This is a genomic window from Microcoleus sp. POL10_C6, assembly GCF_036701585.1.
GTDB lineage: Bacteria > Cyanobacteriota > Cyanobacteriia > Cyanobacteriales > Microcoleaceae > Microcoleus.
The window spans coordinates 1-13,517 of sequence record NZ_JAUBRB010000097.1 but is presented as its reverse complement, the minus strand read 5'-3'; the positions used below and the strand labels follow the sequence as shown (position 1 = coordinate 13,517).

Annotated in this window: 8 protein-coding genes and 1 other RNA gene; 4 read left to right on the top strand and 5 right to left on the bottom strand. The window is 43.7% G+C overall.

The window, feature by feature from the left end; genetic code table 11:
* Positions 1-150 precede the first annotated feature (150 nt).
* Positions 151-338: non-coding RNA, 6S RNA (ssrS, locus tag QUA34_RS28985), on the bottom strand.
* A 50-nt stretch (positions 339-388) separates the two neighbouring features.
* Positions 389-1,651: a 5-(carboxyamino)imidazole ribonucleotide synthase gene (locus QUA34_RS28980; RefSeq protein ID WP_333390861.1), complete on the bottom strand. Its 1,263-nt coding sequence runs from the start codon at positions 1,649-1,651 to the stop codon at positions 389-391.
* Positions 1,652-1,989: 338 nt separating this feature from the next.
* Between QUA34_RS28980 and purD the strand changes: the two genes are divergently transcribed.
* Together purD and QUA34_RS28970 are read left to right on the top strand one after the other, a co-directional pair.
* Positions 1,990-3,270 (top strand): phosphoribosylamine--glycine ligase, encoded by a 1,281-nt coding sequence (gene purD / locus QUA34_RS28975; RefSeq protein WP_333323001.1) that lies wholly within the window; start codon positions 1,990-1,992, stop codon positions 3,268-3,270.
* Between the two features lie 170 nt (positions 3,271-3,440).
* Entirely contained in the window at positions 3,441-5,606 is a 2,166-nt protein-coding gene (locus QUA34_RS28970) for an ATP-binding protein (RefSeq protein WP_333390859.1), read from the top strand.
* A gap of 120 nt (positions 5,607-5,726) precedes the next feature.
* On the opposite strand, the gene QUA34_RS28965 is transcribed toward QUA34_RS28970, so the two are convergent.
* Entirely contained in the window at positions 5,727-7,082 is a 1,356-nt protein-coding gene (locus QUA34_RS28965; protein WP_333322997.1) for an O-antigen ligase family protein, read from the bottom strand.
* A gap of 33 nt (positions 7,083-7,115) precedes the next feature.
* On the opposite strand from QUA34_RS28965, the gene QUA34_RS28960 reads away from it, so the two are divergent.
* Together QUA34_RS28960 and QUA34_RS28955 are read left to right on the top strand one after the other, a co-directional pair.
* The gene (locus QUA34_RS28960) at positions 7,116-8,546 is read left to right on the top strand and encodes an SLBB domain-containing protein (RefSeq protein ID WP_333322995.1); all 1,431 of its coding nucleotides are present in this window, start codon (positions 7,116-7,118) and stop codon (positions 8,544-8,546) included.
* A gap of 24 nt (positions 8,547-8,570) precedes the next feature.
* Positions 8,571-10,802 (top strand): polysaccharide biosynthesis tyrosine autokinase, encoded by a 2,232-nt coding sequence (locus QUA34_RS28955; RefSeq protein ID WP_333390856.1) that lies wholly within the window; start codon positions 8,571-8,573, stop codon positions 10,800-10,802.
* 247 nt (positions 10,803-11,049) lie between these two features.
* On the opposite strand, the gene QUA34_RS28950 is transcribed toward QUA34_RS28955, so the two are convergent.
* On the bottom strand, positions 11,050-11,949 hold the full coding sequence (locus QUA34_RS28950) for a S1 RNA-binding domain-containing protein (RefSeq protein ID WP_333322989.1): 900 nt from the start codon (positions 11,947-11,949) through the stop codon (positions 11,050-11,052).
* A 99-nt stretch (positions 11,950-12,048) separates the two neighbouring features.
* Positions 12,049-12,795, bottom strand: a complete 747-nt coding sequence (locus QUA34_RS28945) for a dienelactone hydrolase family protein (protein ID WP_333322988.1) — start codon at positions 12,793-12,795, stop codon at positions 12,049-12,051.
* Positions 12,796-13,517: the final 722 nt, after the last annotated feature.

The window sequence follows — 13,517 nt, the reverse complement described above, 5'->3', positions numbered from 1 at the left end:
ACTTTACTCTCGATCGCACGCTCTCTTAACCCAGCCCACGTAATATGCGCTCGATATATTCAGCAAGCCCTAACTATGAATCAAAGCGTTTATCTCAAAAAAAAATAGGCTAGCTATATTTCACAGCGCCTATCTCAATCAAAATTTTAATGGTTCCCCGCAACGCCGTCTTACCTCAGCTTTTGACCTGGTATTTTACCAGGTGGGTACCGTTGGCTCGGACTTAAAGTTTCTGGGTACAAGCCCAGTTTACTGCTGTCCAAACATCTTGATTCCCGAGAGTTAAGAGTTATAGATCAAAAAAACATTATTGGCAGTCACCAACGTCGCAGTAGAACCTTTATTTAATATATACCAACTAACCAGATTTTGGCAAGCTTCGAGCAATTTAACTTGCATACCAGATAGATTCAACGGTTTGAGCGAGATCCTCTGCTGACGATCGCCCCTGAGCCACCAAGTCCGCGTCGATCACAACTGTAACGTGACCGAGTTTGCGACCGGGACGCGCTACTTTCTTACCATACCAATGGACAAAAGCACCACTAATTTGTGCCAGTTGTTTTCTTTTTGCTAAATAATCTGACTCAGCCGACTCGTAACCTAGCAAATTTACCATGACAGCGCCTGCACATTTTAAATCGGAATTCCCTAAAGGCAGTTGACAAACTGCGCGCAAATGCTGTTCAAATTGTGAAGTTTCGCAAGCATTGATGGTAAAATGTCCCGAGTTGTGGGTGCGGGGTGCAATTTCATTGACTAACAGCTTATTATCGGCGGTTAAAAATAATTCAATGCCGAATACGCCGACAGCTTCTAAGCTGTTGAGGAGAGTGCGGGCGATCGCACAAGCTTCAGTTTTGACATCTAAACTAATATCAGCGGGCGCAATCACCACATGACAAACCTGATTTTGCTGCTGAGTTTCGACGATCGGATAAATCGCAATTTCGCCATTTGCCGATCGAGCCGCAATCACAGCCAATTCGCGATCGAACGGCACAAACTCTTCCACTAGCAAAGACTGACCTTGGAGTGTAGCACGAATTGACTCAAAACTCCCCCGATCCTTAACAATAAAAGTACCTTGGCCGTCATAACCGTGGCGGCGAACTTTGACGACAAAGGGAAAGTCGATCGATCCAGCACCCGAGTCTCCTGCAATCTGCACGCTGTCAGAAACAGAAATTGCCGGAAAGTCGATCGCCACCGCCTTAAACAATTCCGGGGGCAAATCCGCGCTGCAATCCCATTCCCAAAACCTCGGAGTTGGCAAACCCAAACCTTGTAAATAACAGCGTTGAACGTACTTATCCAACAAAGGAGAAAGCGACGACAAACTCGGCTGAAATAACACACCTTGCTCTTCTAGCGACCGCAAACCATCCAAATCCACAAACTCATTTTCAAAAGTAATAACATCGCAGCCAGCCGCCAATTGAGCCGTAGCCAAAACATCATCAACAGCAGCCAAAACAGCATCAGCAGCAACAGAAACTGCTGGGTCAGTAGCATGGGGAGTTTGTACTACCAATTCAATACCGAGCGCCCTAGCAGCATCCCCCATCATCGAAGCTAGCTGGCCGCCGCCGACAACGCCCACCCGCTTAAATTTGGCAGACGAACTCGCAGCGGTTTGATTTGATTTCATGTGAGTAAAATTCCCCAGAGTCAACCTGCCTATCTTATCGCTATTTGTCCCCGGATCAATTATAGTAATTGCAGAGTTAAAAGCCAGAAAAGAGTTTTAATTGCCTGATTAAATCGAGGCAGAACCCAGAAAAATTGGGCGGCTAAAGTCTTTAATTATTGCACGCTCCCAGCCATTGAGAAACAGCCGTCGAACGCCACCCCTCCAGAAAAGTGCCACATCTAGCAATTCCCTAGCGCCAAGCATGGCATAATTGACAGCACTGCAAAAAGCAGATAGACAGATGCCAACACTGAAAATCAGACATTCAGGGAACACAATTTATAGGTGAGGATACTGTGAAAGTTTTAGTTGTGGGAAACGGAGGTCGCGAACACGCGATCGCAAAAAAACTGCTAGAATCTACGCGGATTAAACAAGTATTCTGCGTACCGGGCAACGGCGGCACAGCTACCACCCCAGGCTGTCAAAATCTGTCGCTCAACATCGACGACTTCCAAGGCATCGAACGCTTTGTGATGGTCAACAACATCGGATTAGTCATCGTCGGCCCCGAATTGCCCCTATCCCTAGGCATCGCCGACTATTTTCTACAGCGAAAAATGATGATTTTCGGCCCCACCAAAGCCGGCGCCCAAATTGAATCCAGCAAATCCTGGGCCAAAGAATTGATGCTCGAAGCAGGCATCCCCACACCCAAAGCTGCCGTATTTACAGACGCAGAAGCTGCAAAAGCATACGTTCTGGAACAAGGAACCCCAATAGTCATCAAAGCAGACGGACTCGCATCAGGCAAAGGAGTCACCGTTGCCACCACCGTCAAAATGGCTCACAGCGCCATCAACACCATTTTCCGAGGCGAATTCGGCACCGACAACATCCGAGTCGTGGTCGAAGAATTCTTAACAGGTCAAGAAGTCTCCATTCTCGCCCTCACCGACGGCATCACAGTGGAACCGTTGGTGCCCGCCCAAGACCACAAAGCTATCGGCGAAGGCGACAAGGGAGCCAACACCGGCGGTATGGGAGCCTACGCCCCAGCGCCCATCGTCACCCCGGAACTAATGGAAAGGATTCAAGAAGAAATTCTCGAACCCACCCTCGCAGCACTGCAAAAACGCAAAATCGACTACCGGGGTGTACTCTACGCGGGCTTAATGATTACCCCCGACGGAGAACCCAAAGTCTTAGAATTCAACTGCCGTTTCGGAGATCCCGAAACTCAAGCGGTTTTGTCACTGCTGGAAACTCCTTTAGAAGATTTGGTGCTGGCCTGCTGTCAGCAGCGTCTCGGTGAATATTCTATTCGCTGGAAGTCGGGAGCCTCTGTTTGCGTAGTTTTGGCTTCTGGAGGCTATCCTGGAAGTTATCAAAAAGGCAAAGTTATTACAGGTATCGAGGAAGCTGAAGCCAAAGGAGCAGAAGTGTTTCACGCCGGCACTCAGTTGAAGAACCAGCAGTTGGTGAGCGACGGCGGCCGGGTTTTGGGCGTCACTGCGACGGGAGAAACTTTGGAACAAGCTATTTCCAAAGCTTATGCTGCAGTTGATTGCATCCAATTTGAAGGGGTTTACTGCCGTCGGGACATCGGTCGCCGAGCTCTGGGCGATAAAAATTAGGAATTGCGACATCGGCCGCCATCCGAAAGCCAAGCAATCTCAATGTAGAAATGTAACAATGAAGTTTGGTATCTCTGCGGTGGCGGTAGCGGACAAGTCGCATCAGAAAAGTCGATCGGGAGCCAACTGAATTGATCTTGCTATTAATATTGAACTGGTGAACTGGTGAAATGCTGGCCATACTAAACAAAATCGGAGAAATTATTGCCCGCTGGTGGTCGGATTTTACCCTCCAGACCCGCCTGATGGCCGCTGCTACCCTCGTAGTGTCGTTAATTATGAGCGGCCTGACATTCTGGGCGGTGAATACTATCCAGCAAGACGCCCGACTTAACGATACTCGTTACGGCCGAGACCTCGGCCTGCTGTTGGCGGCAAATGTGGCGCCGCTGATTGCCAAAAACGATCGCTCCGAAGTCGCCCGCTTTTCCCGCCAATTTTACAGCAGCACCTCCAGCGTCCGCTATATGCTTTACGCCGACGAAGCGGGGGATATTTTCCTGGGGATACCCTTTTCGGAATCCGAGGTGGAAACTTCCCTGACGCTGCGCCGCCAGATCAAACTTCCCGATAATTTTATCGCCGATATTGAGGCGAGAAATTTAACGTCTTTGCCTTTGGTGCGGCAGCATTTGACGCCAGATGGAGAAGTGACCGATGTATTTGTGCCGTTAATTCATGAAGACAAATATTTGGGAGTTTTGGCGATCGGCATTAACCCAAATCCCGCAGCAGTTATCTCTTCAAATCTGACTAGGGATGTCACTTTAGCAGTATTTGTCACTATTTGGGTGATGGTAATTTTGGGAGCTGTATTTAATGCCCTGACAATTACTCAGCCGATTAAACAATTAGTCTTTGGGGTCAAAAACATCGCCAGCGGGAATTTTAAGCAGCGAGTTGACCTGCCTTTGGGTGGAGAATTGGGCGAGTTGATTGGCAGTTTTAACGAGATGGCCCAGAAACTCGAAAGTTATGAAGAACAAAATATTGAAGAGCTGACAGCGGAAAAAGCTAAGTTAGAAACTTTGGTTTCAACGATTGCTGATGGCGCGCTTTTATTAGACGCAAATTTGCAGGTGATTTTAGTTAATCCGACGGGGATGCGGATTTTTGGATGGGAAGGCAAAAATGCGCTCGGAGTAAATGTTCTGAACATTTTGCCTTCGGAAGTGCAGCAGGACTTGGCGAGACCTTTGCAGGAAATAGCTGCGGGCGATCGCGAAGGCGGCGAATTTCGCATCTCTCTGAGCGAACCAGTTAACCGTACAATTCGGATTGTTTTAACTACTGTCATTCTGCACAAAGCGCCCGGTGCCGAACCGCTGTGCAAAAGCTGCATCCGCCATGAGGAAGATACCTGTAACGAGCCACAACGCCCGCTAGCTGTAGAGTGTACTTTCTACGAGCAAACCTTCAAGCATCAAGGTTCCGGAAATTACCGAGAAAGTCTCAAAGGCATTGCAATGACAGTGCAGGACATTACTCGCGAAGTAGAACTCAATGAGGCTAAAAGCAATTTTATCAGCAATGTTTCTCACGAATTGAGAACGCCTTTATTTAATATCAAATCTTTTATCGAGACTCTCCACGAGTACGGAGAAGACCTTCTAGAAAGCGAGCGCAGGGAATTCCTAGAAATTGCTAACCGAGAAACCGATCGACTAACTCGTTTAGTTAATGACGTGTTAGACTTGTCGCGACTGGAATCCTGCCGAGTTTATCACTTGGAAGCTGTTGACCTCCCGCAAGCTGTGGAACAAACCCTGCGGACTTATCAGTTAAATGCTAAGGATAAAGGCATTGAATTAGAGCAAGAAGTTGACCCGTATTTGCCGCCTGCTTTAGGTCATTACGATTTGTTACTGCAAGTATTTGCAAATTTAGTAGGAAATGCCTTAAAATTTACTCAGTCCGGCGGCAAGGTGGCCATTCGAGCATATTTGCTAGAGCCGGAGGCGCCCACCCAGAAAGACGATCAATCCGTCCACCACAACTTGTCACCGGATGCTCAACATTGTCCGGTAGTGCGGATCGAAATTTCTGATACGGGAATTGGCATAGATCCCGAAGACCAACAAGCAATATTCGATCGCTTTTTCCGGGTAGAAAACCGAGTACACACTTTAGAAGGAACGGGATTAGGTCTTTCTATTGTCAGAAACATTATTGACAAGCACCACACTAAAATTAATTTAGTTAGCGAAGTTAATGTGGGTACGACTTTCTGGTTCGACTTGGCAGTTTATCAGCCGAAAAAAACAGTAGAGATGGAAAATTCTTGGCCAGTGGAAGCAACGGTGGAGAGTGAAACAATTGCGAGTCATATTAAGTGAGCCCACTTAATTAAACGTAAAATGCGATCGGTGTTAAAGCCCCGACTTCTTTAAGAAGTGGGGTAGATGCCTATTCTTTGTAAAGATTCTCCTCATAGGCCTGACAAAACGCTGACATCATCAGTGTGGGTTATCCTTAGCTGTCCTATCTAAGCTCAATTTTACCGATAAAACTACATACCAACACCAATAAGTACCAACCCCCAATAGTCCCCCCTCTGTCAAATTAGTCATTAGCATAAATGTTAATAAATACAAAGGCAAACCTGACTCTGGAAAACTTCCTTTAACGAGGTACTTTATACCTCTAAATATATTATTCAAGAATGACCCAATAAACAACAAGAGTCCGGTCCAACCCAGTTCGCAAAGTATATCAAGAAAACCATTGTGAGAGTGGGGTGGCACAAAACCAGTTTTAGCTACTATAATTCCGTAAGCGGGATTTTCCGAGCCACGCCAAAACTGCCAAAATCCTTTCATTCCATAACCAAATATGGGATGATTTTGATTAATTCTATCAATAATTAAAGGCCAAAAATCGGTTCTACCGGTTAAAGTCATATCTTTTTTCAAACCATCCACAATAATAGCCTCTAAATTATTTAACACCAAAATACTTATACCTATACTACCGACCAAAAATAAGATAAAGCAGAGAAAAGCCCATTTTACAGGTAATCTTTTTAAGAGGGCTAAATAACTCCACAAACTGATTAATACCACTGTCAAAATCCGACTAGCACCACTACAACCTTTTTGCAATCCTACTAAAGCTATTAAAATGATAAATAATGATAAATATCTATACTTAGGCTCCTTAAAAGCATATAAAATCCATAAAGAAGCTGTATTAGCCATTTGAAACGAAAAAGGATTTTTATGACCTAAAACTCCTGTCCAACAACCGTCCGGAGCTGCATTTGTTTTCACAAGTGACCATAAAGCTAATAAACCAGTTAGCCATCTCAATAATCCATAAATTTCTGACCAGCTATACACTTTTCCTACATAAATAGAAACCACTGTTACTCCCCAAATAGCAAAAATAGCCCTAAAAGTAAGTTCAGGAGTTTGTGACCACAATCCAGATAAAGTCAGAAGCAACAAAAACAAACCTAAAAAAATGTCTCCTGCTATCCATTTAATGCAGATATAAACTGTTTTTTGCGTAGTTTTAGTTAAGCGGGGAAATATCATTAATATCATGGCCGCATAAATGGCAATTTGACCAATCATCGTTGGGGGTGTAGTTTCTAAGTTGTAGAAAACGTTAGGATGGAGTTTGGTAAAGGGCATGGTCATGATACCCGATCCACCAGTTATGGTAAAAAAAAGTATCCCCACAAAAATCTTTTCTAATGTGGCACCCAATTTGGGATGGCGTGCGGCTAAAATATAAATAGTCACAAAAACTATAAGCGTTAAACACAATAGCATCAACGCAAACATCGGCACCCTTAAAATATCTCTCATGGCTTTACCTCTATCATAAATTTGTTAGTACCTATGAAATGGCTTACTCTCCCTGCTGTACAACTGCCACTGCTGGCGCTGGTACTCACTTTCTCCTACCCTCAAACCAACCTCGCTCAGTCGCCCGCCCCCGCAACAAGTATTAATACTGACTACTATCTAGGTGGTGGAGACAATATTAGAATTGATATCTACGATCTGCCCCAGCTTAGTGGGGAGTATCAAATTCCCGCTGGGGGAGCTATTCAAATCCCCATTATTGGTAGTATTGCGCTTCAAGGATTAACTTTAGAACAGGCAGCCCAAGTTATCAGTAGAGCTTATGGCCAGGTCGTAAAAAGACCTTTAGTTACAATCAGTTTACAAGCTGCCCGCCCGCTTAATATTTGGTTATCGGGTGAAATAAGTCGTCCCGGCTCCTACTTATTGCCCCTAGCTAATGGAGGCGGAAACAGACCATCAGTTCAGTTTCCCACGCTTCCTCAAGCTTTAGAAAAAGCTGGGGGTATTCGAGCTAGCGCTGATATTCGACGAGTAATTGTGCGGCGTCGGCTTACGACTAACAAAGAAATAACTATCACTTATAATCTGTGGGATTATTTACAAACTGGTCAGACCAGCCAAGATATCACCTTGCGAGATGGAGATCAAATCTTGGTTCCCCCTCAAGAAACAATTAATTTAGCAGAAACAAATCAACTTAGTGAATCTAATTTTTCTATACCAGCAGAGCAACCCCGTACTGTTTCAGTATTCGGAGAGGTGAAGCGTCCCGGTAGATATGTAGCGATTGGTGGTGATACCCAAAATGGTGAAAGAACTAACGGACAGCCGACCATTATTCGTGCTCTACAACTAGCTGGTGGAATCACATCAATCGCCGATATTCGCCAAATCCAACTCCAACGTTATACTAGAAGTGGCAAACAACAAATTAGAACTATTAACCTCTGGCAATATTTGCAAGAACAAGATACCTCTCAAGATACTATACTACAAGAAGGGGATATCATCTTTGTCCCAACAGCGACGGCGATCGACCCGGGAGAAGTTTCTGTTCTAGCTAATGCTAGCTTTGCTCCGGGGACTGTGCAAGTGAGTGTGATCGGAGAAGTCAATACTCCCGGTGGACTCAAATTACCTCCTAATACTACCTTAAATCAAGCAATTATGAGTGCGGGGGGTTTCAGACAAAGTCGCGCTAACTCTAGATATGTGGAACTGATCAGGCTGAATCCTAATGGCACTATATCCCGATCGCAAGTAGCAATTAATTTGAATCAAGGAATCGACGCTCAAAGCAACCCACTGATTCAAGATAATGACATAATTATAGTGGCACGTTCGAGGACTGCTATCTTGGTAGATAACATTAACACTGTTCTATCACCAGTTAATAATATTATTGGTGGAATTCTAGTTCCCACCCGATTCATAGAGCTACTCAGACTATTAGGAAATTAGGAATTAAATAGTAACATTTTTGCTATGGATAAAAAACTGTTGTCTTCCCTAAAGAATGACCTTAATGGTCAATATTTGTCGGTTCCCTCTGCTAATTACCTAGCTAGTACCCCAGCAGAGGATGACCAAGTTCTTGATATGAATTGGGTACTAGCTGTCGTCAAACGTCGCCTTCTAGTGATGGGCATAGTAGCTGCCAGCATAGCTACTTTAAGCGGTAGTTTCGTGCTTAGGGCTGCCAAAAAATCTATTACTGAGTATGAAGGAAAATTTACAGTTTTAGCAGAACCCATTACGGCTGACTATCGGCTATCAAAGCTCTTGGTCCAAGCTCAAAATAACAGTTTAGGCATCACAGACTTGAACAAAATTAAATCATCAGCGGAAGAAGGATCTTCGGTGGATTATCAAAGTTTATCGCGGGTTTTAAAAAGCCCAGAAGTGTTACTACCATTAGTTAATAAGTTGCAAACAAAATATCCAAACTTTGACTATAAAAATTTCAATAACCGCTTGATTATCCAACGCATTACTTTCTTGCGAGATGGGAAGCAGGGTGGTACTAAACTCCTAGATATTAGCTACCGCGATCGAGACCCCAAGCGCATCCAATATGTGCTGGATGAAACTGCCAAATATTACCTAGAATATATGGATCAAGAGCGTTTAAAAGTTAGCAAACAAAGTATTGATTTTATCGCTCGACAAATGCCGCCACTCCAGCAGAAAGTAGATAAATTGCAACAAGAATTACAAATGTTAAGGGTTCAGTATAACTTTAACCAACCAGAACTACGCAGCCGCAGTTTATCAGATCAGCTAGATATTTTAACTAATCGTCGCCTAGAAGTGCAAGGACAACTGGCAGAAAGTAGGCTTCAATATGAAAGCTACAAAAAAAGATCGTTAACGGGCGATAATCGTTGGATTGTTGATATTAGTCCCAAATCTTATGAAAATTTAATTAGCAAAGTAAATGAAATAGACTCACAATTAGCTTTAAGCTCTACTCAATTTTATGAAAATAGCCTTCCCATTCAATCTTTGCGGGAAAAGCAGCAAAGTTTGCGTGATTTAATGAAAAGAGAAGCTGATGCTGTCCTCTTGCAGATGCAGTCACAACTAAAACAGTTGGAAGCTCGCGAGCGGTTGATAACTAATAGCCAAAATTTACTGCAAGCAAAAATTACTCAAATGCCCACAGCTCAACACCGCTATGATGACATACAATTAAAACTCGAACTAGCTAAAGATACTCTCAAACTCTTCCTCGAAAAACAAAAAACTTTACAACTAGATGCTGGTCAAATTGATGGCTCTTGGCAAATTATATCTAAACCACAGTTAGTCACAAACGAAAATGGTGATCTCAACCCAGTAACAGAAAAACCAACCCGCCGTCACCTAGCAATCGCGATCGTTATTAGCACTTTACTAGGCATTGCTATAGGTTTCCTAGTAGAAGTTTTAAATACTGTTTTCCATACTCCAGAAGAAATTAAATCAGCAACTAAACGCCCTCTGTTGGGAGTCATTCCGATCGCCAAAGCGATGAAAATTAAATCTCGTAGAGGTGAAAGGGTTCCCGCTCAATTTACTAGCGTAAGTTCAAATACTAACAGTGAAAGCTTAAAACGAATAATAGTTTCAAATTACAAAGATTTTCCTGTGGTAGAGGCATTTCACTACTTATACACAAATATTCAATTATTAAATGCGGAACACCCAATTAGTTCTTTAACCATCACTTCGACTCTTAAAGGTGAGGGTAAGTCCACTGTAGCACTTTATTTAGCTAAAACTGCTTCTGCTGTTGGTAAACGAGTATTATTAGTGGATGCTAATATGCGTGTGCCTCAACTGCACACATACCTTGGCTTATCAAATATGAAAGGTTTAAGTAATGTTTTAAGTTCTGATTTAAGCTTAAATGAGGCTATTCAGCGATTACCCGACGATGACAATCTTTTTGTCCTCACTGCTGGTACTATTCCCCCCGACCCAATTAAATTACTTTCTTCGAGAAAGATGCACTATTTAATGGAACAATTCCTAGCCTTATTTGATTTAGTAATTTATGATACGCCACCTTTAATTGGTTTAGCAGACGGCCATTTACTAGCTTCTCAAACTGATGGTACAGTGCTGATTGTAAAAATAGAAAAAACCGATCGCGGCCTGGTAAGCAAAGCTTTAGATCAACTAAATGTAGCCGATTTTAAAGTATTGGGAGTAGTAGCTAATGGGGTTAAATAACGAACGCTAAAATGAAGTTAGATAGCTCATGGAAGAAGTAAGACAATTTTGGAGTTTTGATTGGCGACAGGTATTAACTTATTAGATAGGGGTTTGGAGTTAGCCTATAGTGGGATTGTTTTGGGAAACTGGTAGAAGAAGTCGATGTAAAATGCAAAATAAGTAATTCAAGCTAATTAAACGTAAAACATCGCACTTTTACAACCCCGAATTCTTAAAGAATTCGGGGTTGTAACTAAATCAAGACTTAAGAAAGAGTCTTTCTAGCACGTTCCGATCGCTCTTCTGCGGTATCCATAACATCCGCCATTTTATCCACCATTTCCCCTGGGTAATTTTCCAGTACCCGAGTAGAAAGGGAAATCCGGCCACGACTTTCATCGAGATCAACCACGATCGCTTTCAGGGGTTGACCGGGGGCAAAAACCTTTCCAAGGTTATCAATATATTTTTGGCTAACTTGCTTGATGTGCAGCAAACCGCTAACTCCTTCCAAGTCCACAAACACGCCAAAAGGCTTGATGCTGCTGACTTTTCCCTCCACCAACTGACCAATTTGCAAATCCTTGAAGGCATTCGATTGAGTGGCCATCCGCTGGGAAAGTACGAGTTTTTCTCGTTCGCGATCGACCTCCAAAAAATTAACGCTCAAAGATTGACCGATCAGCGATTCTAGGTTATCGCGTTCCACTAAGTGCGATCGGGGAATAAAACCGCGCATTCCCTGAACATCTACTGTCACGCCGCCCTTATTTGCCCCAGAAACCCGCACCTGAAGAACTTTACCGGTTTCCTGCAATTCAACTAAATCTTCCCAAGCTTGCTGAATTTGTAACTGCCGCAGAGACAAAGTAACTTGGCCATCTGCATCTTGTTCGCGGATAATCAAAAAGTCCCGTTCCTCGTCCAGCGGAACCACTTCCGACAAATCCGTTACTGTTCTCAAAGCAGCCTCTTCGATCGGCAAAAAAGCCGAAGACTTGCCGCCGATATCAACATACGCGCCGTTTGAGTCGTACTCGAACACTTTGCCGCGCACTACTTGTCCCTTCTGGAACTCATAATTGTGCTGTTCGAGGGCTTTAGCAAAATCATCCATTGAAAAGGATGCTTTTGCGCTTTGAGAACCTGTAGATTTGGAATTCATGTCAGTTTAGTTGTCAGTTGTCAGTAATTTAGTTGGCAGTCGTCAGTAGAAAAAAATTTCCCACTGTCCCCATCTCCCTATCTCCCCATCTCCCACTCTCTAAGCTGGTTGAAGTTGCTGATGAAATAGCTGCTTCACCTGCACCCACGAGTCGGCTGCTGCCGTAGCGTCGTAACTGCCGCGGTGGTCGCAGAAGAAGCCGTGATCGGCATTGTAGCGGAAAATTTGGTGAGAAATACTGTGTTTTTGCAATTCTGCGGCGATTTGGTCAACTTGTTCTAAGGGAATGCTGGGGTCTTGAGTGCCAAAAAAGGCGTATAGAGTGCCTTTAATGTCTGCTGTGCGGGCGATGGTGGGGGTGCCGCCTCCGGGGGTTTGGGTGGCGATACCGGCGCCGTAGAACGACGCTGTAGCCTTGATTTCGGGCAAAGTAGCGGCAAGGTAGGCGACGTGTCCTCCAAAGCAGAAACCGATACAGCCAAAACTTTCTGGTTTAACAGAGGGTAGAGTTTTGAGGTAATCGATGGTGGCTTGGATATCGGCCAGAAGTTCGGAAGCGGTGGTTTTTTCTTTGTATTCTCTGCCGATTTGGATGGCTTCGGGGGTGTACCCGGTTTCAAAACCGGGGGCTTGACGCTGGTAAATGGCTGGGGCGATCGCCACATATCCTTCTTTTGCTATTCTTTCAGTAACTTCGCGGATGTGCGAGTTGACGCCAAAGATTTCTTGAATTACGATAACTGCAGGAAATTGTCCTGGGGAGGTAGGCTGGGCTAGGTATGCAGCTATTTGCAAATCCCCGTTAGGAACTGTGATGTTTTTGGTGATAATTTCGGCTTTTGTCATAGGTAGTTTTAAGGTAAATGCCACTCTACTGATTTTAAGTTAATTTGGGGAATTTTTAGGCAATACGCCAATAATATTTTTCGGAACTGGGAAGCGCAAATACTGCAAATATGGCAGGTAAAAATTCGCTAATCATTGAAGGTTTAGGTTTTGCTGAATAAGTCGGGGTCGATCGATTCTAGCAATTAATTGGGGTGAAATCCCGGTAAAATATAGGTTTTGGTCTGGAACTTGCTCAAATATAGATTTTGATAAACCTAGGATTTAGAACATTTTATCGGAATTGTTCGGGAGATTTTTTAGATAAGTGTCTAACTCGATTAGCTGTTAAATATGAGATAATTATTTTTACAATAGCGGAGTAGTTTTTAAATTTCTTTGCTTTTTGGTGGGCGAAATCGTTGTGTTTATTTTGCTAATTTTAAGTAGTCTTTTGGGGCTATATTGCGCTAGGTTGTTGGTTTTTCCTTGAGCTTCCCTTTATGGGCAGTTGATGTAGTACAGTGTTTTTGAGTGTGCTGAATTGAGTGAGACTGAGTATGGTAAGTTACGATCGCCACGCCGAAGAAAGTCATCGAACCAGTTGAGGAGATGGATGCAGGCTAGGACTCAAGTCTAAGTTACGATCGCCCTTTTGAGTAGTCTTAACAATACTCCGGACAGTTTTTAAAGAGGAATGCGATCGCAATAAAATAGAGAAGTGAAAAAAGTGAGTGCAATCT